We start from the raw sequence: 22,862 nt of genomic DNA, 5'->3' as shown, positions 1-22,862 counted from the left end.
GCACCGTTCTGGCCGAGCAGGCAATGCACCTCCCCGGCCTTGACCTCAAGGTCCACGCCATCCAGCGCGCGTACGCCGGGGAACTGCTTGACGATCCCCCTCATCTGGAGCAGGGGGTGTTCGTCTCCCATGGGGTCTCCCAACGGTGGTCAGTTGGCGGAGTAGACGTGATCGCTGATCAGTCGGGTGGCGCCGATGACACCCGCTGTGTCGCCGAGTTCGGACAGCACGATCGGCAGGTTTCCGGTGGCGAGCGGCAGCGACCTGCGGTAGACGACGCTTCTGATCTCCGCGAGCAGCACATGGCCGAGCTTGGCCACGCCGCCCGCGATGATCACGAGGCCGGGGTTGAAGAAGCTCACGAGGCTCGCCAGGACCTGCCCCACGCGGCGCCCGCCGTCGCGGATCAGCCCGACGGCGCCCGCGTCGCCCTGCGCCGCCGCGGCGGCGACGTCCTCGGCCGTCAGCGTGCCCGTGACCGCGAGCCTTTCGGCGAGATACGGCGAGTCGCCCGAGCGGGCCACCGTGACGGCCTCCCGCGCCAGCGCGGCGCCGCCGAAGTAGGCCTCGAGGCAGCCGGAGTTGCCGCAGGAGCAGACCGGCCCGAGGTCGTCCACCCGGATGTGGCCGATGTCGCCGGCGCTGCCGGAGACGCCGCGGTAGATCTTGCCGTCCACCACGATGCCACAGCCGATACCAGTGCCGATCTTGACGAGCAGGAAGTCGTCGACCTGCCGTGCGAGACCGGCGTGCAGTTCCCCGAGAGCCATGATGTTGACGTCGTTGTCGACCACCGTGGGGCAGCACAGTGCCTGCCCGACCGTCTCCCTGACCGGGTAGCGGTCCCAGCCGGGCATGATCGGCGGCACCACCGGGACGCCTTCGGCGAAGCTCACCGGTCCGGGGACACCGATGCCGGCGCCGCTCAGGTCGGTGAACAGCCCGTCCCTGCTCAGCTTGCCGAGCAGTTCGATGGCGCGGTCCAGCACGACGGCGGGGCCCTCCTTGATGTCGCAGGACTCGCTGAGGTGGCCGAGCACCTTCAGCTCACCGTCGGTGACCGCGACGTCGATCGAGGTGGCACCGATGTCGATCCCCGCGAACCGGATGTCACCGGCCAGGCGTACGCGTCCCGAGCGCCTGCCGCCGCGCGAGGCGGCGAGTCCGTCGGGCTCGGCGAGTCCCACCTCGATGAGCCGGTCCAGCTCGACGTTGAGCTTCGACCGTGACAGGTCCACCACGTCGCCGAGTTCGGCGCGCGACCGCCCGCCGTCCCTCAGCAGACGCAGAAGCGCGGCCTGGTGCACACTCTCCGGCCTGATGGTCGTCCTCTTCACCTACGCCTCCGCGTCCCAGTGATTGGCTGGAAACGTACCCCTTTTCTCTTGATCAGGGAAGACCTTTTATCGATGTGATGCATTCTTTCGCTGAAATCAACAAAAGTCAGGATCCGGGTACGGGTAGGAGAGAGGCGGGGAGGACGGTTGGAGGGGCTCATGCTGGGACTGCCCGACGGGGTGCGCGGCTGCCTGTTCGACATGGACGGGGTGCTCACGCGCACGGCCCGGGTCCACGCCGCGGCGTGGAAGGAGATGTTCGACGAATACCTGCGCGAGCGGGCGGTCGCCACCGGCGAGCCGTTCACGCCCTTCGACGCGGGCGGCGACTACGAGCGCTATGTCGACGGCAGGAAGCGCCTGGACGGCACGCGGGGGTTCCTCCTGTCCAGGGGTATCGACCTGCCCGAGGGCGAACCGGACGACCCGCCGGGCATGCCCACCGTCAGCGGCCTGAGCAACCGGAAGAACGAGCTGGTCCAGGCGATCCTCGACCGGCAGGGCGTGGAGGTCTTCGAGGGCTCGGTGCGCTACCTGCGCGCCGCCCGCGACGCCGGCCTGCGCCGCGCGGTCGTCTCCAGCAGTGCCAACACCGCGCGCGTGCTCGCCGCGGCGGGGCTGAACGACATGTTCGACGCGCGGGTCGACGGCGTGGTGGCGAGGGAGCGCGATCTGCCCGGCAAGCCCGCCCCCGACATGTTCCTCGCCGCCGCCGAGGCGCTCGGGCTCGCGCCGGCCGAGGCCGCGGTGTTCGAGGACGCGCTGGCGGGGGTCGCGGCCGGGCGCGCGGGCGGCTTCGCCGTCGTGGTGGGCGTGGACCGCGGCCATCAGGCCGACGCCCTGCGGGACAACGGCGCCGACGTCGTGGTGACGGACCTCTCCGAACTGCTGGACGACAAATGATCAAACATCCCGCCTTCATCGTCGATCCGTGGTCGGTGTGCGAGTGTCACCTGCACACCGACGTGCTCGCCCAGACCGAGTCGGTGTTCGCGCTGTCCAACGGGCACATCGGGTTGCGCGGCAACCTCGACGAGGGTGAGCCGTACGGGCTGCCGGGCACCTACCTCAACTCCTTCTACGAGCTTCGCCCGCTGCCGTACGCCGAGGCGGGCTACGGCTATCCCGAGTCCGGGCAGACGGTCGTCAACGTCACCAACGGCAAGCTGATCCGGCTGCTCGTGGACGACGAGCCGTTCGACGTCCGATACGGCACGCTGCACTCACACGAGCGGGTCCTCGACCTGCGGGCGGGGACGCTCACCCGGAGGGTCCGCTGGAGCTCGCCGACGGGGGCGGAGGTGCGCGTCACCTCGACCCGGCTCGTGTCGTTCACCCACCGCGCCGTGGCCGCGATCCGCTACGAGGTGGAGCCGGTCGATCAGCCGCTCAACGTGGTCGTCCAGTCGGAGCTGGTGGCCAACGAGACCGTGCCGCCGCCGACCGCCGACCCCCGCGCCGCCGCCGCGCTGGAGGCGCCGCTCGTCCTGGAGGAGAACATCGCCGCGCGCAACGGCGTCTGTGTCATGGTCCACTCCACCAGGGCCAGCCGGCTGCGGGTCGCGGCGGGCATGCGCCACGAGATCGACGGGCCGGACGGCACCAGGGCCGAGTGCGACGGCGGCGGCAACGTCAGCCGGGTGACGGTCGCCACCCGGCTGAAACCCGGACAACGGCTGCGACTGGACAAGTTCTTCGCCTACGGCTGGTCGGCCAAGCGCTCGCGGCCCGCCATGCACGACCAGGTCGTGGCGGCGCTCGCGGCGGCCCGGCTCACCGGCTGGGACGGCCTGTGCGACGAGCAACGCGCCTTCCTCGACGACTTCTGGGCGGGCGCGGACGTCGAGGTCGAGGGCGACGCCGAGGTGCAGCAGGCCGTGCGTTTCGGGCTGTTCCACCTGCTGCAGGCGGGCGCCCGGCTGGAGCGGCGGCCCATCCCGGGCAAGGGTCTGACCGGCTCGGGCTACGACGGCCACGCGTTCTGGGACACCGAGAGCTTCGTGCTGCCGGTGGCCACCTACACCTATCCCCGGGCCGCCGCCGACGCCCTGACCTGGCGGGAGTCGATCCTCCCCCTCGCCGAGGCGCGGGCCGAGCAGCTCGGACTGGCCGGGGCGGCCTTCCCCTGGCGGACGATCAACGGCGAGGAGTGCTCGGGCTACTGGCCCGCGGGCACGGCGGCCTTCCATGTCAACGCCGACATCGCCGCCGCGGTCACGCGGTACGTCGACGCGACCGAGGACACCGGTTTCGAGCGGGACATCGGCCTCCCGCTGCTCGTCGCGACCGCCCGGCTCTGGTGCGCGCTCGGTCACCACGACGCCGAGGGCCGCTACCGCATCGACGGCGTGACCGGCCCGGACGAGTACAGCGCCGTCGCGGACAACAACGTCTACACCAACCTGATGGCTCAGCGGAACCTACGGGCCGCCGCCGCCGTGGCCATACGCCACCTCGACCGCGCCGAGGAACTCGGGGTCACGCTGGAGGAGACGGCGATCTGGCGCGACGCCGCCGCGGCCATGTACCTGCCGTACGACGAACGGCTGGGGGTCCACGAGCAGAGCGAGGGATTCACCGGGCACGCGGTGTGGGACTTCGCGGGCACCACCCCCGAGCAGTATCCGCTGTTGCTCCATTTCCCCTACTTCGACCTCTACCGCAAGCAGGTCGTCAAGCAGGCCGACCTGGTGCTGGCCATGCACCTGTGCGGCGAGGCGTTCACCCCCGAGCAGAAGGCGCGCGACTTCGCCTACTACGAGGCGCTGACCGTGCGGGACTCCTCTCTGTCGGCGTGCACCCAGGCGGTGCTCGCCGCCGAGGTGGGGCAGCTCGACCTCGCCTACGCCTACCTCGGCGAGGCCGCGCTGATGGACCTGCGCGATCTGGAGCACAACACCCGCGACGGCGTCCACATGGCCTCGCTGGCCGGGGCGTGGATCGCGCTGGTGGCGGGGTTCGGCGGCATGCGGGCCCGCGAAGGCCGGATCTGCTTCGCGCCCCGGCTGCCCTCGGGCATCACCCGGCTCACCTTCCGCGTGCGCTACCGGGGCCGGCTGCTGCGGATCGACGTCACCCCGGACGGCACGACGTACCGGCTCCTGCACGGCCCGCCCCTCACGCTGTCGCACCACGGCGAGGAGTTCCCGCTCGGCGCGCAGCCGCAGGCCCGGCGCAACCCGCCGCCACCCTTCCCGAACCTGCGGGTGAGGCAGCCGCCCGGCCGCGCGCCCGTATCCCGGCGGCCGGGGAACCTGCCCACCGATTTCATCGCTCCGGCCGAGCAACCGGCCGAGGAGCTGTGAAGGGCCCGGGGATCAGAGCATCGCCTGCAGCGAGGCGGTGGCCTGCTCGCCCAGCTTTGTGGAGAGATAGGGCTGCTCGGCCATGACGGCCTCCCAGTTGTCGCGGATCGCCTCGGCCGTGAGGTCGTCGGTCTTCCAGCCCGGCCCCTCGGCCACGAACACCCGGGCGATCCGGCCGGCGCCGACCGAGAACACCTCGCCGCTGGTCTCGCAGCTCTCGTGGGCCAGGTACGCCACCAGGGGACTGACCCGCTCGGGGGTGAACTTGTCCTCGAACTCCGCGGGCAGCAGCGTCTCGGTCATCCGCGTCCACGCGATGGGGGCGATGGCGTTGGCCCTGACGTTGGCCCGCGCGCCCTCGATGCCGAGCGTCTTGGTGAGGCCCACCAGGCCCATCTTCGCCGTGGAGTAGTTGGCCTGGCCGAAGTTGCCGAACAGCCCGGCGGGCGAGGAGGTGTTCACGATCCGCCCGTACGCCTGCTCCTTCATGTGCGGGAACGCCGCCCGGCTGACCAGGAACGACCCGCGCACGTGCACGGCGATCACGGCGTCGAACTCCTCGACCGTCATCTTCCCGAACGACCTGTCGCGCAGGATGCCGGCGTTGTTGACGACGACGTCCACGCGGCCGAACGCGTCGAGCGCCGTCCGCACGATCGCCTCCGCGCCCTCCGGCGTGGCGACGTTGTCGGTGCTGGCCACGGCCTCTCCGCCGTTCTTCACGATCAGCTCGGCGACCTCCGCCGCCGGGCCCGAGGACGAGCCGGTGCCGTCGAGGGCGCCGCCGAGGTCGTTGACGACGACCTTCGCCCCGCGCCGGCCGAGCAGCAGCGCGTGCGACCGGCCGAGCCCGTGCCCGGCCCCGGTGATGATCGCGACCCTCCCGTCGAACCTGAGCTCGGACCCCTCGGACATGGCGCCACCCTTCCATAGGACAAGAACATCGTTCTAGTACTTCCCGAACGATATCCCAACCGCTCAGGCCGGGAAAGCCGCCCGCGGTACGGCCCGGGGCCTACCGGCTACTCGCCGCTGGCGGCCTTGGCCGCCGCGGCGAACATGTCGTCGACGTAGCGGCGCATGAGGCGTTCGAGCTCCATGAGGTCACGGTCGCTCCATTGCGCGAGAACGGGACCGGTCAGGCGCTGGCGGGCGGCGTCGAGAGCGTCGGTGACACGGCGGCCCTCGGCGGTGATGATGGCCTCTTTCACCCTGGCGTCGGCAGGGCTGGGGCGTCGTTCGACGAGTCCGAGGGCGGCGAGCTTCGCGACCTGGCGGCTGATGGTGGTGTAGTCGCGCCCGGCTCGTTCGGCCAGTTCGCCCACCCCGATCGGCCCGAACCGCTCGACGCCCAGGAGCACGTGGAACAGGGCGCGGTCGAGGGAGACGCCGGCCTCGGCCAGCAGGACATCGTCGCGGCTGGGCAGGTTCATCAGCACGACCAGATCGACGATGGCCCCGTGGAGACGGCGCAACGTGGTCTGGCGTCGCCGTGCGGTCAAGGCGGCTGCACCGTCCTCTCGAGTGTCCGGCCTCTCGAGTGTCCGGCCTCTCGAGTGTCCGGCCTCTCCTGAATCTCCGGCCATTCCTGAATTTTCGGCGCATCCGGTCTCTCCGGAGAATCGGGTCTCTCCGGAGGAGCGGATGCGAAGGGCATCTTAGGACGTCTGCCTGCGGCGCCGCCGACGACCGGGAGGCGGATCTCGTCACGGGGGCGACGGGCCCGCCGAACGGACGCGCGGGCCACGGTGGCGACGGGGTCGCCGTACGAACGCATGGCCCTCGGTGCGGCGCGCGCCGGCCTCGCGGGCCGCGCGATCCCGGACGACAACCGACACATCATCACAGAATCAGTGTATCAAGCACGTAATTTTCGTCCTCACGCTCAGATGACTCGGCCCCCAGCCCCGGGTTCTCAGCATTTCCACAGGTATCCGATTGACGAACGCTCTCATGTCTTCCTACGATGCGTGCGTTTTACACATAAATTCCGGACAGCCGAGCCGTCCGGACCCACGCGGAAGAGGAGCATGAACATGACCGGGACCGACGTCGAAGTGATCATCTGCGGATCCGGGGCGGCCGGGGAGACCCTCGCGATCGAGCTGGCCCGCCGGGGCGTGAGCTTCCTGTTGATCGACAAGGCCCCTCACCCGTTCGCCGGATCGCGCGGCAAGGGCATCCAGCCGCGCACCCAGGAGGTGTTCGAGGACCTCGGGGTGATCGACAAGATCGTCGCCTCCGGTGGCGAGTATCCGCCCCAGCGCGTCTACACCGGCGACGGCCCGGTCGACACCACGATGCGCATGGCCGGCCCGACACCGGATGAGCCCTACCGGATGGCGCTGCTGGTCCCGCAGTTCCTCACCGAGCGCAGACTGCGCGAGCGACTGGCCGAGCTCGGCCATGCCCCCCACTACGACCACGAACTCGTCGGGTTCGCCCAGGACGAGGACAGGGTGAGCGCCCGCATCCTCACCCCTGACGGTGCGCGCACCGTGCGCGCGCGATACCTGGTGGGCGCCGATGGCGGGTCGAGCTTCGTGCGCAAGTCCCTGGGAGTGCCCTTCGACGGCGTCACCCTCGGGGTGCGCGCCGTGGTGGCCGACGTGATCGCCGAGGGGGTCTCATTCGACGCATGGCACCGCTGGGGGCAGGGATCGGACCAGATCATGTTGTGCCCGCTCTACGGCACCGAGATGTTCCAGCTCCAGGCGCCGGTCCCCTTCGACGTGGACGTCGACCTGTCCGCGCGGGGTCTGACCGCGTTGGCGCGCGAGCGCACCGGCCGCGACGACGTACTGATCCACTCGGTGTCCTGGGCCTCGGCGTACGAGATGAACGCCCGCCTGGCCGGGACCTACCAGGTCGGACGCGTGTTACTGACCGGGGACGCGGCGCATGTCCACCCGCCGACCGGTGGGCAGGGACTGAACACCAGCGTGCAGGACGCCTACAACCTCGGCTGGAAACTCGCCGCCGTGCTCAACGGCGCCCCGGAGCGGCTGCTGACGTCCTACGAGAGGGAGCGCCGCCCGATCGCGGAGGCGGTGCTCGGCCTGTCGAAGCGGCTGCTGGAGGCGGCCAAGAGCGGCGACACCAGCCGTAACCGGGATGTCTCCCAGCTCGACCTCGGCTATCCCGACTCGCCGCTCGCCCTCGCGGACCCGCAGCGCACCACGGGCGTGCTCGCCGGTCACCGCGCCCCCGACGCGCCCGTCACCGGCGCCGGCGGCGTGCCCACCCGGCTGTTCTCCCTGTTCAGGGGCACCCACTGGACCCTGATCGGCTACGACGTGCCGGCGGGCGACGCCCCCGCCGCCCGGCGCGGCGTCCGTGTCCACACCATCGGCGAGCGCGGCGACATCGCCGACACCGGCGGGCACGTGCGCGACGGCTACGGACTCGTCTCCGGACAGTGGGTCCTGGTACGCCCCGACGGTTACGTCGCCGCCGTGACCGCCGATCCGGACGTCGTCGACGCCTACCTCGAAACCCACCTGAGCATCACCGCGGCGGCGAGCCCGCGGCAGGACATGATCCCCGTCACGGACGGAGCGTCGCGATGAACACCTGACCACAGTCCAGGCGTGGTCCCCCGGCGCACGCTTCCTGACCACCGCACACCCGCGCCGCCGCCGAACAGCGCCGCCGAACAGCGCCGCCTGGCAGGGCAGTCGCCGGACAGGGCAGTCGCCGGACGGCACGTCCGCGCGGCGTCGTCAGGCGGACGGCGCATACCAGAGGTCGGGCTCGCCGGGCACGCGGGTGACCATGCCACGCTGCTCCAGCCACACCAGATGGGCGAGCGTCTCGTTGTTGGCCGCCCGCCGCATGTGCGCCGGGATCTCCTCCCAGCCGCGCGACCAGGTGAGCCGCGTGGCGATGTCCCAGCAGGCGGAGCCGTCCGCCTCGGCCACGACGCGGCGTATCTCGGCCAGCCGCTCCTCGTGGTGCCCGATCACGTAGTCCACCCGCTCCGTCAGCTCCAGGAAGCGGTATTCGTGGGCGGGCAGCACCTCCTCCACGTCGAGCTTGCCCACCGCACGCAGCGCGTCGAGGTAGTCGGCCAGCGGGTTCGCGGCCGACTGCGGGTGCACCGCGACCATCGACGTGATCCGGGCGAGCACATGGTCGCCGGAGAACAGCAGCCGGCGCCGCGGCTCGACGAAGCACAGGTGACCGGGCGAGTGGCCGGGGGTCCACATCGCCCGCAGGTCCCAGCCGGGCAGGTCGAGCCGGTCGCCGTCCTCGATGAGCCGGTCGGGCTTCGCCATCGTGACGAAGTGGCGCAGCGTCACCGACGCCCCGGCGAGCTCCTGCGCCGTCATGTCCGGCACCCCGCATCTGATCAGCAGGGAGCGCTCCCGCTGCACGAGCGACTCGATCGCCGACTCGTCGTAGCGGTCGTGCACGATGCGGGCGTCGGCCGGGTGCAGCCCGATCCAGGCGCCGGAGGCCTCCCGGACGCGCCCGGCCAGGCCGTAGTGGTCCGGATGGATGTGCGTGACCAGCACGGCCTTCACGTCGGTGATCTCGTACCCGGCCGTGGCGAGCCCCGCGACGAGCGCGCCGTACGCCTCCTCGGTGTTCCACCCGGCGTCGATGATCACTACCCCGCCGGGGACCTCCAGGGCGTAGACCAGCACGTAGCGCAGCGGGTTGATCGGGATCGGGACGGGGATCGACCACAGTCCCGGCCGCACGCGCTCGACCTCCGGCAGTCCCCCGCCCAGCCACGCCGCGCGCTGCGCCTCGTTCGCCGCGGTCACCCTCACCTTGCTCATCGGTTCCCCGTCCCTCTCGCAGCCTTGCTCGCTCGATTGTGCCGCCTTACCGAATATCGTTCTACCGGGGGTCCCACGCCGGACCGAGGCATACGGCCGGCTCTCCGATCCGGAGGTTCTCGGCGTCGGCGGTGACCGGGCTACCGGGGGTGCCGGGAGACGGGACCGGCGGGGAGGCGTACGTACAGGAGCGCGGAGGCGAGGACGACCACGGCGGTGAGCGCCCAGACGGGACCGACGCCGGCGGTCCCCGACAGCGGCACCAGGCAGAGCGAGGAGAGCAGGCCGCCGAACTGGAGTTGCAGGGAGTCCACGGACATCACGGTGGCCCGGCGGTCCGCGGCGACGCGCTGGTGCAGCAGTTCGGTCCTGAGCAGGGAGGCGACCGCGAGCGCGGTGAACAGCAGCACGTAGGCCGCCGCGGTCGCGACGATCCCGGCCGCGCCCGGCAGGGCCGTCGAGGCGGCCAGTGCGACGACCGCCGCCGCCGTGACGACCGTGGCCGAGGCCGCCCCACGGACCGAGCCGCGCACGAGCCGGGCGACCGGCGGCGCGAGGGAGCTGCCGAGCGCGTTGGCGGCGAAGCCGGCGAAGGTCACGAAGGCGTAGGCCGCGCCGCCCGTCCTTGATCCTCCGGTCAGGGCGGCGAGGCGACCGGGGGTCAGCATCTCGATGCTGTTCAGCATCACGCCGGCCGCGGCGGCCAGCAGCAGCAATCGTCCGAGCGCGCGATCGGCCAGGCCGAGGCGGATCCCGGCGACGATCGTGACCGGCACGTCGCGCACCACCTCGGCCAGCCGTACGGCCGCCCGGGCGGGCCCCCTCCCCGTACGGCTCGGCTCGCGCATGAGCACGAGCACGGCCACGAGGAGGACGAGCGCGGCCCCCGCCCCCGCCCAGACCGGCGCGGCCAGCGGGTCCCGGCGTACGGCGAGCGGAAGCAGGCCGCCGGCGAGCGTGCCGAGCGCCAGGGCGGCAGCGCCCGCGACGTTGCCGGCCGCGAGCCCGGGCTTCAGGTCGGCGGCCGGGCCGTAACGGGCGTGCAGGGTGTCGACGTACCACGCCTGGGCGGGCCCGCTGGACAGCGCACGCGCGACACCCTTGAGCACGGACGCGACCAGGAACGGCCACACCGAGTGCGCCAGGGCCATCACGGCCGGCCCTGCCATGCCGACGACGGCCGACGCGGCGAGCACCGGGCGCCTGCCGACGATGTCGGCGAGCCCGCCCGTCGGCAGTTCGAGCACGACGATCGTGACCGAGTAGACCGCGCCGACCAGGCCGATCTCGGCGATGTCCAGTCCCCTGCCGGACATGAGCAGCACCATCGGCGCCAGCGTCAGGCCGGTCGGCAGCCAGGTGAGGAACTCGAGTGCGGCGTAGCGCCCGTGCTCACGCATGCCCGGCTTCCCCTCGGTGGGCGACCGCCCGGGCTTACGTATCACCGGCCGCCGGGTCCCGGCGCGGATGGGCCGCCAGCAGGACCGCGACCGGGCGCGCGTCCGGGTCGTCCCGATCCCGCTCGGCGGCCTCCAGGAGCATGGCCGACACCCGCCCGTAAAGGGACGCCACCGTCGCCGGCGACAGCCGTACCACCACGTCGGACATCCCCGCGGCCTCGACCCACGCCTCGCTCCACAGGTCGCGCTCGCGCTCGAAGTTCTCGACGTCGGCGGTGAGCTTCTCGAGCTGGCGCCGCCGCAGGAACGCCGCGGCCTCCCGGCCCTCGGCGGTCGCGGCCATCTCCACGTCGCTCCAGGAGGTGAAGCGGTGGATCGCCCGCCACCGGCGCTCGCGCCGGTCACGCCGGTCGGGGTCGGCCTCCACGAAGCCGTACCTGGCGAGCTGGCGCAGGTGATAGCTGGTGGAGCCGGAGCTCTCGCCGAGGCGCCCGGCCAGCTCGGTCGCGGTCGCCGGGCCGTTCGTGCGCAATTCCCCCAGCAGCCGCACCCGCAGCGGGTGGGCGACCGCCTTCAAGGTGCGGGAGTCGTGGACGTGGAAAACCTCGTGATCCATACGAGGGACGCTAATATCGCAAAGATAGCTTTGCAAAAGTCTCTTTGTGAAAATGAAAGTTTCAGCTTCACCGGCTCGCAATGGCCGGTCAGGCGCGTCCCACCGGTTTGATCGTTGACGCCCGCCGAAACCCGAAGGAAACATGCCATTCGCTCACCACTTTGGGAGCGCTCCCACCACCCCCCGAGGACGACTGTGCTCAGACGAATCGGCATCCTCGCCGTGGCCGCACTGGCCACGGCCTGCCTGACCGGCGCACCTCCCGCGACGGCGGAGGAGGGCCCGGAACAGATCCCCAACGGCACCTTCGACACCACCACGGACCCGTGGTGGCACACCGGGAACCTGAACTTCGAGCTGGCCGACGGCCGGCTGTGCTCCGACATCCCCGCGGGAACCGCCAACCCCTGGGACGCGATCATCGGGCTCAACGACATCCCGCTGGTCAAGGACGAGACCTACGCGTTCAGCTTCTTCGCCACCGCCAACCCCGGAAAGGTCGCCAGGGCGTACGTCCAGCTGCCGACCGACCCCTACACGCAGTACGCGGCGGCCGCCCCCGAGCTCAGCGTCTCGGGCAACACCTACACCTACACGTTCACCTCGCCGGTCGACCTGTCCAACGCGCAGGTCGTCTTCCAGCTCGGCGGCAGCGCGACCGCGTGGCGGTTCTGCGTGGACAACGTCTCGCTCAAGGGCGGGGCGCCGCCGGAGGTCTACACGCCGGACACCGGCCCCCGAGTGCGCGTCAACCAGGTCGCCTACCTGCCCAAGGGCCCGAAGAACGCCACCGTGGTCACCGACGCCACCGAGGCGCTGCCGTGGCAGCTCAAGAACTCCGCCGGGACCGTGGTCGCGCACGGCACCACCACGCCGCGCGGCGTCGACGCCAGCTCCGGCCAGAACGTCCACTCGATCGACTTCGGCTCCTACGTGAAGGCCGGCACCGGCTACACGCTGACCGCCGACGGCGAGACCAGCCGGCCGTTCGACATCAAGCCCGACGCGTACTCCGACCTCAAGCTCGACGCGCTGAAGTTCTACTACACCCAGCGCAGCGGCATCGCGATCGACGACGCGCTGCGTCCCGGGTACGGCCGGCCCGCCGGCCACGTGGACGTCGCCCCCAACCAGGGCGACAAGAACGTGCCCTGCCAGCCGGGCGTGTGCGACTACACCCTCGACGTGTCCGGCGGCTGGTACGACGCGGGCGACCACGGCAAGTACGTGGTCAACGGCGGCATCTCGGTCGCCCAGATCATGAGCGAGTTCGAGCGGACCAAGAACGCCGCCACCGCCAAGCCGATCGGGAGCCTCAACATCCCCGAGAGCGGCGACGACGTCCCCGACGTGCTCGACGAGGCCCGCTGGGAGCAGGAGTTCCTGCTGAAGATGCAGCGGCCCGACGGCATGGTCCACCACAAGATCCACGACGAGAACTGGACCGGCCTGCCGCTGCTGCCGCACCTCGACCCGCAGAAGCGCCAGCTGCACCCGGTCTCCACGGCCGCCACGCTCAACCTCGCCGCGACGGCAGCCCAGGCGGCCCGGGTCTTCGCGCCGTACGACGCGGCGTTCGCCGCGAAGAACCTCGCGGCGGCGAAGAAGGCGTGGGCGGCGGCGAAGGCGAACCCGAACGTGCTCGCCTCCCCCTCCGACGGCACCGGCGGCGGCACCTACGACGACGCGAACACCAGCGACGAGTTCTACTGGGCGGCGGCCGAGCTCTACATCACCACCGGTGAGAAGGAGTACAAGGACTTCGTCCTCGCCTCGCCGCACCACACGGCCGACCTGTGGAGCAAGAGCGGCGCGTTCGACTGGGGTCACGTGGCCGCGCTCGGCCGCCTCGACCTGGCGACCGTGCCCAACGACCTGCCGGGCCGCGACGCCGTCCGCCAGTCGGTCGTGGACGGCGCGGAGCGCTACCTCGGCGTCGTCGAGGCCCACCCGTACGGCCTGCCGTTCGACCCGGGCAACTACTTCTGGGGTTCCAACAGCGCGATCCTCAACAACACGGTCGTCCTCGGCGCGGCCTACGACATCACCGGCACGGTGAAGTACCGCGACGCCGCCCTCCAGGCCGTCGACTACCTGCTGGGCCGCAACGCCCTCAACCAGTCCTACGTGACGGGCTACGGCGAGGTGGCGTCGAAGAACGAGCACAGCCGGTGGTACGCCCACTCGCTGGACACCTCGCTGCCGAACCCGCCGCACGGCACGCTCGCGGGCGGCGCGAACTCCGGCATCGAGGACCCGGTGGCCCAGGCCAAGCTGAAGGGCTGCAAGCCGCAGTTCTGCTACATCGACGACATCAACTCCTACGCCACCAACGAGGAGGCCATCAACTGGAACTCCGCGCTCTCGTGGGTGTCGGCCTTCGTCGCCGACCAGGGCGACGGCGCGGTCAAGGCTCCGGGCTCCTGCCAGGTCACCTACACCACGCACGGCAGCTGGCCGGCGGGCTTCACCACCCAGCTCACCGTCAAGAACACGGGCACGAAGGCGATCGACGGCTGGTCGCTCAAGTGGTCGTTCCTGGGCGGCCAGAAGGTCGACATCGGCTGGAACGCCAAGTTCTCGCAGAAGGCGGCCACCGTGACCGCCGCGAACGAGACGTACAACAAGACCATCAAGCCGGGCCAGTCGATCACCTTCGGCTTCAACGGCCAGGGCGCGCCGGGGGCCAACCCCACGCCCGACCTGATCACGCTGAACGGCGCCGCCTGCTCCGCCTGAGCGGCCGTCGCCTCTGAAGACCCCGGCCGCCGCCTCAGCAGAGGCGGCGGCCGGTTCCATGTCGTCCACGTCGCGGCGTCCACCTGATCACGCTCGCGACGGGCAGCGTTGTCAGACGCTCTCTAACGCAGGTGCGGCTCGTAGGGCGGCAGGGTGAAGCCCCCGCCGTCCTGGCCACCGCCGTCTCCGTCGTCCCCGCCCTCGCCGGTGTCGTCGCCGGCCTGGGCCAGGACCTCCGGCCGCAGGACGTACGACGCGCCGATGACCTCGATGCCCAGGAGGGTCCCGTTCCTGTCGAGGTCCAGCACGATCTCCCCGCGTAGTTCGGGGGCCTCGACCTGGATCTGCGTCTCCGCCTCCCCGTCGTCGATCCGGTCGACCAGGTAGACGTAGGCGGCGTCGTTCTCCCTGTCGTGTTCGATGCGCACGTCAGACCTCTCGCCTCTCGCACTCGCCCGGCGGCTATTTCTTCTTGCGGATGACCGTGATCAACTTACCGGTCCTGCTGTTCTCCACGATCTTCACGTTCTGCGTTTCGTAGACCGTGGTCCCCGGCGTGTTGCCCCGGCTCTTCTTGCCCGTTCTCCTGGCATTCTCGACCATGTCGTCGCTGATGCCACGCTGGCTCTGACGCAGGTCGGCGTGGGAGCCCACCTCGCCCTCACCACGGCCGCCACCGCCACCGCCACCACCGCCACGGCGCCCGCCACCACCGCGTCGCCCGTTGCCGCCGCTCCTGGCGTTCTTGTTGCTGCGCCCCATGAGCGCCAGGCCGTCGTGCGGGGACCGGCCGGCCGCCGCGCGGGGACCCACCGTCCCCCTGGCCGGGATCCGGGGGCCCGCACCGGCGAACGCGGGCACCGGGCCACCGCCTCCCGGCCGGCGCAGATTGTCGAGGACCCGGCGGAACTGCTCGGTGACACGGCGGTCGAGCGCGGGGACCAGCACCCGTCCGGCACCCTCCGCGCCCTCACGCTGGATCCTCCCGATCGCGGCGCGGGAGCGGAACATCTCCGCCGCGGCCAGGGCCGCGCCGAGCGGACCGCCCGCCAGGTACGCCCGGGCGACCCGGACGGTCGTGTACACGGCGGTCGAGGCCACCGCGACCTTCACGCCGGTCGTCAGCCAGGCCGCGTTGTCGAGCACGGCCGGGGCCATCCGCGCGGCGGCGGCCGCCCGGCTCAGGTGCCCGCCCACGCCGCCCGTCTCGCTCCAGTAGCCGGCCAGCGCGGTCGCCGACCTGCCGCGGTAGGCCTCGCCCGTCCCCGCGATCGTCGCGTTCGCCGCCGCTCCGGACCGCTCGGTGCCCGCGAGCACGGTCCGCCAGGCGTCGGCGTCCCTGCGGATCTCGTCCTCGTCGACGTTCGGCCAGGGCATGCCGAGCAGGCTCAGCATCATGTCCACCTGCGGGGGAACCGTCACACCCACCGTCGGGCCCCCGTCACGCCCACTGCTCGCCGTAGAAGTCCCGCGACCGCGACAGGCTCGCGCCCTCGGCCTCGCCGACGCGGCCGCTCACCCTGCCCAGCCCGTCGCCGGTGTCCCCCATCACCGCGGACAGGCCCGTCAGCGCCTCCACCCCCAGGAGCGTGCACTGGGCGTACGGGCCGACGAGCATGCCGAGCAGGCCGTCGTCGCGCCACGCGGCGCCGCCGAGACCTCGTTCCCTGAGCCTGCGCAGGGCCGCGGCGTAGTCCTCGCCGTGGACGTGCATCCGGGAGGCGTCCTGCCTCATCCGGTCATGGATGATTTCCAGCCCCGACTCCATGCCGCAGACCTCGACTCCTCTGTTCCCCGTTCCGGACGGATCACAGTAAACACTGATCTACCGTCCGATAGCCTCCTTTTCCATGACGACCCCCTCCCCCGACGGCGACGCCGAGATGCTGGAGCGCGTCCTGCTGGAGGGCCGGGCGATGATGCGGCGGCTCCGGGACGCGCGGGCCCTGGTCCACGACGTGACGGGACGGGCCGAAAACCCCGACCGGACGGTCAGGGCGGTGGCCGACGGGCGGGGCGAGATCGTGGAGTTGCACCTCGACCCGCGCGTGATGCGGCTCGACCGCGAGGCCCTCGGCCGGCAGGTGACCGCCGTGCTGCGCGCGGCCCAGCGGGACGCGGAGGCCGGAACTCGGGCGATCATGGACGCTGCCCTCGCCGAGACCGCGCAGGTCCCCGCGCCGCTGGACGAGCGATTCGTCCGCGACCGCGTGGAGCGGATCGCCCGCGACCTGCTGTGAACCTTTCGCGATCCCGACTGGAGGCACCGTGTACGGCTCGCGCATGAACCCGGCCGACATCCGCGAGGAGGACCTGGCCAGGGCCGAGGAGCAGGCGGAGCGCATCGACGCCTGGATGGAGCGGGCCCGGGCCGGGCTCGACGAGATCACCGGCACGGGTGAGGCCGCCTCCGGCCAGGTGACGGTCACCGTGTCGGCGGACGGTCTGGTGCTGAACGTGGCGTTCGGGCCGCGCGCGACGCGTCTGGACAGCCGGACGCTGGCCGACGAGGTCCGCGCCGCCGTCTCACGGGCGCGGCTCGACGCCGTACGCCGGACGCGTGAGTTGATTCGCGACGGTCTTCCCGGGTTCGACCCCGACGAGGCCGCCGCCCAGTTCGAGCGGCTGCTCGACATCCCCTGGGACTGACGGCCCCCAACGGGACCGACGGCGCGGCCCGGCCGGCCCGGTCACAGGTCGCTGCCTCCGGTGGCGTCGACGGTGGTGCCGGTGACCCAGCCGGCGTCGCCGGAGGCGAGGAACGCGACCACCCCGGCCACGTCCCCCGGTGTGCCCACCCGGCCCAGCGCGGCACGGCCGGCCGACGCCGCCCAGGCCGCCTCGTCGCCGCGCAGCCAGCCCGCGTTCGTGTCGGTGTCGACGATCCCCGGCGCCACGTTGTTGACCGTGATCCCCCGTGGCCCGAGGTGCTTGGCCAGCGCCAGTGTGAAGGTCTCCAGCGCGCCCTTCGTCATCGCGTAGGCGACCGCCTCGGGAAACGCGATCCGGGTCACTCCCGAGGTGACGGTCACGATGCGCCCGCCGTCGGGGATGCGCGGCAGCACCCGCTGTGTCACGAAGAAGGCGGCCCGCGTGTTCACGGCGAACGCCTTGTCGTACTCCTCCGGCGTGATCTCCTCGATCGTCCCCCGCACGGTGATCCCCGCGTTGTTGACCAGGATGTCGATCGGAGCCCGCGGCCCCAGTTCCCGGTCCAGCCCGGCGAACAGGTCGTCCACGTCACCGGGCGCGCCCAGCTCGGCCCGGACCGCGAAGGCCCGGCCGCCCCGGGCCTCGATCGCCGCCACCGTGTCCTTGGCCGCCGTCTCGTCCCTGGCGTAGTTGACCGCCACCAGCGCCCCTTCGGCCGCCAGCCGTTCTGCGATCCCCCGCCCGATCCCCCTGCTCGCGCCCGTGACCAGCGCCGTCTTGCCACACAACGCGCCCATGCCCGCTCCCTTTCTGTAGTGGTCGCTATAAAATAACACGACATGTAGCGATCGCTATAAAATCGGCGCATGGGAAGAGCCAGGGCGTTCGATCGGGACATCGCGCTGGAGCGTGCGCTGGAGGAGTTCTGGCGCCACGGCTATGAGGCGACCTCGATCGCCGGCCTCACGGCGGTCATGGGCGTCAACCCGCCCAGCCTCTACGCCGCCTTCGGCGACAAGCGCCGGCTGTTCGGCGAGGCGGTGCGCCGCTACCAGGAGACCCACGGCGCGTTCGCCTCTCGCGCCCTGGCCGGGGAGCCGACCGCCCGGGCGGCCGTCGAGCGCCTGCTCGGCGAGGCGGCGGAGGTCTACACCGACCCCGCGCACCCACCCGGCTGCATGATCATCTCGGCGGGGGTGAACACGAGCGACCCCGGGGTGATCGAGGAACTGCGGGGGCACCGCGAGGCGGGCAAGGCCGCCATCCGCCGCCGGATCGAACGGGACGCCGAGGCCGGCCTTCTCCCGCCGGAGACCGACGCCCCCGCGCTGGCGACGTTCTTCGCCGCCGTCATCCAGGGCATGTCCACCCAGGCCAGGGACGGCGCGAGCCGCGAGGACCTCGACGCGGTGGCGACGCTCGCCATGCGGGCGTGGCCGTAGTCTGTGGGGCGTGATCGACGACATCTACGTGGACGACGCCGTCACGGCGCTGCGTCCGGACTTCTCCGTCCTGGTGATCTGCGCGTACGGTCTGCGCAACGGCCCGTCCGACGACCGTTCGCGGGCCTGGCTGGCCGACGCGGCGGCTCACGCCGTGCCGCTGGACGACGAAAGGATCGAGGCCTGGCGGACCGCCTACCGCGCCTTCGGCGCCAAGCCCCAGCGCACCCGGCCGTCGGTCGACGCCCTGGTCCGCCGGATGCCGCTCCCCGAGATCAACCTGGTCGTGGACGCCTACAACGCCGTGTCCGTACGGCACGGCCTGCCCATCGGCGGCGAGGACCTGCGCCGTTACCAGGGCGCCGGCCGGCTGGTGCGGGCGGCGGGCGACGAGCCTTCGGAGGAGGCCCTGGGCGACCCGGAGATCGGCGAGGTGGTGTGGCGCGACGACGCCGGCGTCACCTGCCGCCGGTGGAACTGGCGGCAGTGCGTCAGGACGAGGATCACCGAGGACACGGTGGACGCGCTCTTCCTGCTGGAGCGCCTCGAACCGCTCTCCCTGGACGCACTGCGTGCCGCGGGCGACGACCTTGCGGGTATGCTGTCCGATATAAGCCCCAATATCCGGATCGAGTCGCGGCTTATCGGCTAACCCAGTCGATGTGACCAGAGGGTAAGGGCCACCTCACCACCCAGACGGGCTATCCGCGCGTGACCTGTTTTATCGATCCTGGGAGGATGGGCCGGGGCCTGTGACCCGCCGGGGCACACCGGGGTGTGCGAGGCGAGTAGCCTTGGACAGGTTCACCAAACATCAACGCCGATCTGCGGAAGAGGGCGATTTCCGCCGTGTCGTCTGAGTCGTCGCGGACAAACCCGCTGGCAAGCTTTGGACAAAATGAGTGGCTTGTCGACGAGTTGTACCAGAAGTATCTCGAAGATCCCGAGTCTGTTGACCAGGCCTGGTGGCACTTCTTCTCTGACTACAACGGGACGGCCAAGACCGCTCCGTCCAAGTCCGCAGGCGCCGCGAACGGCGCGACCGCGACGGCCGCAACGGCCGCGCCCGAGGCTCCGGCGCCGGTGAGCCCGGCCCCGCAGACGGCTCCGCCGAAGCCCAAGCCACAGGTCGAGCCCGAGGCCAAGGCCCCCGCGCCCGCCAAGCAGCCGGCCCCGGCCGGCGCGGTCGAGGAGAAGCTGCGCGGCGCCGCCGCGCGCACGGCCGCCAACATGGAGGCCTCGCTGGTCGTCCCCACGGCCACCAGCGTCCGCGCGGTCCCGGCGAAGCTGTTGATCGACAACCGCATCGTCATCAACAACCACCTGTCCCGCGGCCGCGGCGGCAAGATCTCCTTTACCCACCTCATCGGCTACGCGATCGTCCGGGCGCTCAAGTCCATGCCTGAGATGAACCACTCGTACGCCGAGGTGGACGGCAAGCCCGTCCTCGTCAAGCCGGAGCACGTCGGGCTCGGCCTCGCGATCGACGTGCAGAAGAGCGACGGCAGCCGCCAGCTGCTGGTGCCGTCGATCAAGCAGGCCGAGACCATGGACTTCCGCCAGTTCTGGACCGCGTACGAGGAGATCGTGCGCAAGGCCCGCGGCGGCAAGCTGGGCGTGGAGGACTTCCAGGGCACCACGATCTCCCTGACCAACCCCGGCACGATCGGCACGGTCCACTCGGTGCCGCGGCTCATGCCCGGCCAGGGCACGATCATCGGCGTCGGCGCGATGGAGTACCCGGCGGAATACCAGGGCGCCTCGGCGGACACGCTGTCCCGCCTGGCCATCAGCAAGGTGATGACGCTCACCTCGACCTACGACCACCGGATCATCCAGGGCGCCCAGTCCGGCGACTTCCTGCGCCGCATCCACCAGCTCCTGCTCGGCGCCGACGGCTTCTACGACGAGATCTTCGAGTCGCTGCGCATCCCGTACGAGCCGGTCCGGTGGATCCAGGACATCTCGGCCACCCACGACGACGACGTGGCCAAGTCCGCGCGCGTGCTCGAGCTCATCCACGCGTACCGGGTGCGCGGCCACCTCATGGCCGACACCGACCCGCTGGAGTACCGCCAGCGCAAGCACCCCGACCTCGACATCCAGTCGCACGGCCTGACGCTGTGGGACCTGGAACGCGAGTTCCCGACCGGCGGCTTCGGCGGCAAGCCGCTGATGAAGCTGCGCGACATCCTCGGCGTGCTGCGCGACTCGTACTGCCGCACGATCGGCATCGAGTACATGCACATCCAGAACCCCGAGGAGCGGGCCTGGATCCAGGCGCGGGTGGAGCGGCCGCACGCCAAGCCCGACCGCGAAGAGCAGCTGAACATCCTGCGCAGGCTCAACACCGCTGAGGCGTTCGAGACCTTCCTCCAGACCAAGTACGTCGGCCAGAAGCGGTTCTCGCTCGAAGGCGGCGAGTCGCTGATCCCGCTGCTCGACTCGGTCATCAGCTCCGCGGCGGCCGAGCCTCTCGACGAGGTCGTCATCGGCATGGCCCACCGCGGCCGCCTCAACGTGCTGGCCAACATCGTGGGCAAGTCGTACGCCCAGGTGTTCGGCGAGTTCGAGGGCAACATCGACCCGCGCAGCGCGCACGGCTCGGGCGACGTGAAGTACCACCTCGGCGCGAGCGGCGACTTCGTCGCCGCCGACGGCAACAAGATCAGCACGTCGGTGGTGGCGAACCCGTCGCACCTGGAGGCCGTCGACCCCGTCCTGGAGGGCGTGGTCCGGGCCAAGCAGGACCTGCTGGAGCGCGGCGAGGAGGGCTTCACCGTCCTGCCCGTGCTCGTCCACGGCGACGCGGCGTTCGCCGGCCAGGGTGTGGTCGCCGAGACCCTGCACCTGTCCCAGCTGCGCGGCTACCGCACCGGCGGCACCGTGCACATCGTGGTGAACAACCAGGTGGGCTTCACGACCTCCCCCGCCTCCTCGCGGTCGAGCGTGTACGCCACCGACGTCGCCCGGATGATCCAGGCGCCGATCTTCCACGTGAACGGCGACGACCCCGAGGCGGTCGTACGCGTCGGGCGGCTCGCCTACGAGTACCGCCAGACGTTCCGCAAGGACGTCGTGATCGACATGATCTGCTACCGGCGGCGCGGTCACAACGAGGGCGACAACCCGGCCTTCACCCAGCCGCTGATGTACGACCTGATCGACGCCAAGCGCTCGACCCGCAAGCTGTACACCGAGGCCCTCATCGGCCGCGGCGACATCACGGTCGAGGAGGCCGAGCAGGCCCTGCGCGACTACCAGGAGCAGCTGGAGCGGGCCTTCACCGAGACCCGCGAGGCCGCCAAGCAGCCGCCGGCACCCGGCGCGGTCCGGGTTCCCGAGCCCGACGAGCTGATTCCGTGGTCGCACGAGGACACCAAGACGGCGATCTCGGAGGAGGTCGTCAAGCGGGTCATCGACACGCAGCTCAACCTGCCCGAGGGCTTCACCATCCACCCGCGTCTCGCCCCGGTGATCCAGCGCCGCGGCGCGATGGTCACCGAGGACGCGATCGACTGGGCGACCGGTGAGCTGCTCGCGTTCGGCTCGCTGCTCATCGACGACCACCCGGTCCGTCTGGTCGGCCAGGACTCCCGCCGCGGCACCTTCGGCCAGCGCCACGCCGTGCTGGTCGACCGGGTCACCGGCGAGGAGCACACCCCGCTCAAGACGTTCAACCACGACACGACGAAGTTCTATGTGTACGACTCGCTGCTCAGCGAGTTCGCCGCGATGGGCTTCGAGTACGGCTACAGCGTGGTCCGCCCGGACGCCCTGGTCGCCTGGGAGGCGCAGTTCGGCGACTTCGCCAACGGCGCCCAGTCGATCATCGACGAGTTCATCTCGTCCGGCGAGCAGAAGTGGGGCCAGCGCTCCTCGGTCGTGCTGCTGCTGCCGCACGGCTACGAGGGCCAGGGGCCGGACCACTCCTCCGGCCGCATCGAGCGCTATCTGCAGCTGTGCGCGCAGGACAACATGACGGTGGCGCAGCCGAGCACCCCGGCGAACTACTTCCACCTGCTGCGCTGGCAGGTGCTGTCGCAGCGGCGCAAGCCCCTCGTCATCTTCACGCCCAAGTCGTTGCTGCGGCTCAAGGCGGCGGCCTCGGCCACGTCGGAGTTCACCTCCGGCGCCTTCCGCCCGGTCATCGGCGACTCGACGGTGGACCCGGCGGCGGTCCGGAAGATCGTGGTCTGCTCCGGCAGGATCTACTACGACCTGCTGGCGCGGCGCGAGAAGGACGGCAGGACGGACGTTGCGCTGGTCCGCCTGGAGCGCATCTACCCGTTCCCGGAGAACCCGCTCAAGGCCGAGCTGGCCCGCTACGGCGCGGACGCGGAGCTGATCTGGGCGCAGGACGAGCCCGTCAACATGGGCCCGTGGCCGTACCTCAGCCTGAAGATGGTGGAGAAGCCCGACCTGCTCGGGGGCCGCACCTTCCGCCGGGTCTCGCGTACGCCGAACTCCTCGCCGGCCGTCGGCTCGCACGCGAAGCACGACGAGGAGCTGCACGCCATCCTGAACGACATCTTCGGCTGACCGAGGATTCCGTACGACCGAGGAGGTCCCCCACGCTCGTGG

The 22,862-nt window shown here is 71.2% G+C and carries 19 protein-coding genes; 9 read left to right on the top strand and 10 right to left on the bottom strand.

The window, feature by feature from the left end; all coding sequences use genetic code 11:
* Positions 1 to 149: 149 nt before the first annotated feature.
* Entirely contained in the window at positions 150 to 1,337 is a 1,188-nt protein-coding gene (locus tag AB0O28_RS36030) for an ROK family protein (RefSeq protein WP_363647067.1), read from the bottom strand.
* Between the two features lie 159 nt (positions 1,338 to 1,496).
* On the opposite strand from AB0O28_RS36030, the gene AB0O28_RS36025 reads away from it, so the two are divergent.
* Positions 1,497 to 2,240: a beta-phosphoglucomutase family hydrolase gene (locus AB0O28_RS36025; RefSeq protein WP_363647066.1), complete on the top strand. Its 744-nt coding sequence runs from the start codon at positions 1,497 to 1,499 to the stop codon at positions 2,238 to 2,240.
* Positions 2,237 to 4,642, top strand: coding sequence for a glycosyl hydrolase family 65 protein (locus AB0O28_RS36020; RefSeq protein ID WP_363647065.1), 2,406 nt, complete (start codon positions 2,237 to 2,239; stop codon positions 4,640 to 4,642). Before AB0O28_RS36025 ends, AB0O28_RS36020 begins: the two co-directional genes overlap by 4 nt.
* Positions 4,643 to 4,654: 12 nt before the next feature.
* Here AB0O28_RS36020 and AB0O28_RS36015 read toward each other — a convergent pair whose 3' ends face one another.
* Both AB0O28_RS36015 and AB0O28_RS36010 read right to left on the bottom strand, forming a co-directional pair.
* Positions 4,655 to 5,557 carry an SDR family oxidoreductase gene (locus AB0O28_RS36015; protein ID WP_363647064.1) on the bottom strand — a complete coding sequence of 301 codons (903 nt, stop codon included), beginning with the start codon at positions 5,555 to 5,557 and terminating at the stop codon, positions 4,655 to 4,657.
* Positions 5,558 to 5,664: 107 nt separating this feature from the next.
* Positions 5,665 to 6,144, bottom strand: coding sequence for a MarR family transcriptional regulator (locus AB0O28_RS36010; protein ID WP_363647063.1), 480 nt, complete (start codon positions 6,142 to 6,144; stop codon positions 5,665 to 5,667).
* A 534-nt stretch (positions 6,145 to 6,678) separates the two neighbouring features.
* Here AB0O28_RS36010 and AB0O28_RS36005 point away from each other — a divergent pair.
* Positions 6,679 to 8,211 carry an FAD-dependent oxidoreductase gene (locus tag AB0O28_RS36005; protein WP_363647062.1) on the top strand — a complete coding sequence of 511 codons (1,533 nt, stop codon included), beginning with the start codon at positions 6,679 to 6,681 and terminating at the stop codon, positions 8,209 to 8,211.
* Between the two features lie 153 nt (positions 8,212 to 8,364).
* Here AB0O28_RS36005 and AB0O28_RS36000 read toward each other — a convergent pair whose 3' ends face one another.
* The 3 genes from AB0O28_RS36000 to AB0O28_RS35990 form a co-directional block, all read right to left on the bottom strand.
* Entirely contained in the window at positions 8,365 to 9,429 is a 1,065-nt protein-coding gene (locus tag AB0O28_RS36000) for an MBL fold metallo-hydrolase (RefSeq protein WP_363647061.1), read from the bottom strand.
* A 140-nt stretch (positions 9,430 to 9,569) separates the two neighbouring features.
* The gene (locus tag AB0O28_RS35995) at positions 9,570 to 10,829 is read right to left on the bottom strand and encodes an MFS transporter (protein ID WP_363647060.1); all 1,260 of its coding nucleotides are present in this window, start codon (positions 10,827 to 10,829) and stop codon (positions 9,570 to 9,572) included.
* 34 nt (positions 10,830 to 10,863) lie between these two features.
* Entirely contained in the window at positions 10,864 to 11,445 is a 582-nt protein-coding gene (locus AB0O28_RS35990) for a helix-turn-helix domain-containing protein (protein WP_363647059.1), read from the bottom strand.
* 195 nt (positions 11,446 to 11,640) lie between these two features.
* Here AB0O28_RS35990 and AB0O28_RS35985 point away from each other — a divergent pair, with 195 nt between their 5' ends.
* Complete coding sequence (locus AB0O28_RS35985) at positions 11,641 to 14,184, top strand: glycoside hydrolase family 9 protein (RefSeq protein WP_363647058.1); 2,544 nt, start codon at positions 11,641 to 11,643, stop codon at positions 14,182 to 14,184.
* Positions 14,185 to 14,306: 122 nt separating this feature from the next.
* Here AB0O28_RS35985 and AB0O28_RS35980 read toward each other — a convergent pair whose 3' ends face one another.
* Genes AB0O28_RS35980 through AB0O28_RS35970 form a run of 3 tightly spaced genes read right to left on the bottom strand, consistent with a single transcriptional unit; the run spans position 14,307 to position 15,952 of the window.
* Positions 14,307 to 14,612 (bottom strand): DUF2283 domain-containing protein, encoded by a 306-nt coding sequence (locus AB0O28_RS35980; RefSeq protein WP_363647057.1) that lies wholly within the window; start codon positions 14,610 to 14,612, stop codon positions 14,307 to 14,309.
* Positions 14,613 to 14,646: 34 nt separating this feature from the next.
* A complete protein-coding gene (locus AB0O28_RS35975; protein ID WP_363647056.1) occupies positions 14,647 to 15,606 on the bottom strand; it encodes a hypothetical protein in 960 nt (319 codons plus the stop codon).
* A 19-nt stretch (positions 15,607 to 15,625) separates the two neighbouring features.
* Positions 15,626 to 15,952 (bottom strand): hypothetical protein, encoded by a 327-nt coding sequence (locus tag AB0O28_RS35970; RefSeq protein WP_363647055.1) that lies wholly within the window; start codon positions 15,950 to 15,952, stop codon positions 15,626 to 15,628.
* An 82-nt stretch (positions 15,953 to 16,034) separates the two neighbouring features.
* Between AB0O28_RS35970 and AB0O28_RS35965 the strand changes: the two genes are divergently transcribed.
* Positions 16,035 to 16,424 (top strand): YbaB/EbfC family nucleoid-associated protein, encoded by a 390-nt coding sequence (locus tag AB0O28_RS35965; protein ID WP_363647054.1) that lies wholly within the window; start codon positions 16,035 to 16,037, stop codon positions 16,422 to 16,424.
* A 28-nt stretch (positions 16,425 to 16,452) separates the two neighbouring features.
* Positions 16,453 to 16,833: a YbaB/EbfC family nucleoid-associated protein gene (locus tag AB0O28_RS35960; protein ID WP_363647053.1), complete on the top strand. Its 381-nt coding sequence runs from the start codon at positions 16,453 to 16,455 to the stop codon at positions 16,831 to 16,833.
* 41 nt (positions 16,834 to 16,874) lie between these two features.
* Here the strand turns inward: AB0O28_RS35960 and AB0O28_RS35955 are convergent, their stop codons facing one another.
* Positions 16,875 to 17,633: an SDR family oxidoreductase gene (locus tag AB0O28_RS35955; RefSeq protein WP_363647052.1), complete on the bottom strand. Its 759-nt coding sequence runs from the start codon at positions 17,631 to 17,633 to the stop codon at positions 16,875 to 16,877.
* 69 nt (positions 17,634 to 17,702) lie between these two features.
* Between AB0O28_RS35955 and AB0O28_RS35950 the strand changes: the two genes are divergently transcribed.
* From AB0O28_RS35950 to AB0O28_RS35940, 3 genes are all read left to right on the top strand, one after another.
* Entirely contained in the window at positions 17,703 to 18,278 is a 576-nt protein-coding gene (locus AB0O28_RS35950) for a TetR/AcrR family transcriptional regulator (protein ID WP_363647051.1), read from the top strand.
* 10 nt (positions 18,279 to 18,288) lie between these two features.
* Positions 18,289 to 18,930, top strand: coding sequence for a phenylalanine--tRNA ligase beta subunit-related protein (locus AB0O28_RS35945; RefSeq protein ID WP_363647050.1), 642 nt, complete (start codon positions 18,289 to 18,291; stop codon positions 18,928 to 18,930).
* 197 nt (positions 18,931 to 19,127) lie between these two features.
* Positions 19,128 to 22,820 carry a multifunctional oxoglutarate decarboxylase/oxoglutarate dehydrogenase thiamine pyrophosphate-binding subunit/dihydrolipoyllysine-residue succinyltransferase subunit gene (locus tag AB0O28_RS35940; protein ID WP_363647049.1) on the top strand — a complete coding sequence of 1,231 codons (3,693 nt, stop codon included), beginning with the start codon at positions 19,128 to 19,130 and terminating at the stop codon, positions 22,818 to 22,820.
* Positions 22,821 to 22,862: the final 42 nt, after the last annotated feature.

This window comes from Microbispora sp. NPDC088329 (assembly GCF_040685655.1).
Classification (GTDB): domain Bacteria; phylum Actinomycetota; class Actinomycetes; order Streptosporangiales; family Streptosporangiaceae; genus Microbispora.
The sequence above is the reverse complement of the archived record's forward strand: the minus strand, read 5'-3'. Positions and strand labels throughout refer to the sequence as shown.

Coding starts and splice junctions, on each gene's coding strand:
- AB0O28_RS36025 (WP_363647066.1), top strand. CDS start 1,497: ATGCTGGGACTGCCCGACGGGGTGCGCGGCTGCCTGTTCGACATGGAC.
- AB0O28_RS36020 (WP_363647065.1), top strand. CDS start 2,237: ATGATCAAACATCCCGCCTTCATCGTCGATCCGTGGTCGGTGTGCGAG.
- AB0O28_RS36015 (WP_363647064.1), bottom strand. CDS start 5,557: ATGTCCGAGGGGTCCGAGCTCAGGTTCGACGGGAGGGTCGCGATCATC.
- AB0O28_RS36005 (WP_363647062.1), top strand. CDS start 6,679: ATGACCGGGACCGACGTCGAAGTGATCATCTGCGGATCCGGGGCGGCC.
- AB0O28_RS36000 (WP_363647061.1), bottom strand. CDS start 9,429: ATGAGCAAGGTGAGGGTGACCGCGGCGAACGAGGCGCAGCGCGCGGCG.
- AB0O28_RS35995 (WP_363647060.1), bottom strand. CDS start 10,829: ATGCGTGAGCACGGGCGCTACGCCGCACTCGAGTTCCTCACCTGGCTG.
- AB0O28_RS35990 (WP_363647059.1), bottom strand. CDS start 11,445: ATGGATCACGAGGTTTTCCACGTCCACGACTCCCGCACCTTGAAGGCG.
- AB0O28_RS35970 (WP_363647055.1), bottom strand. CDS start 15,952: ATGGAGTCGGGGCTGGAAATCATCCATGACCGGATGAGGCAGGACGCC.
- AB0O28_RS35965 (WP_363647054.1), top strand. CDS start 16,035: ATGACGACCCCCTCCCCCGACGGCGACGCCGAGATGCTGGAGCGCGTC.
- AB0O28_RS35955 (WP_363647052.1), bottom strand. CDS start 17,633: ATGGGCGCGTTGTGTGGCAAGACGGCGCTGGTCACGGGCGCGAGCAGG.
- AB0O28_RS35950 (WP_363647051.1), top strand. CDS start 17,703: ATGGGAAGAGCCAGGGCGTTCGATCGGGACATCGCGCTGGAGCGTGCG.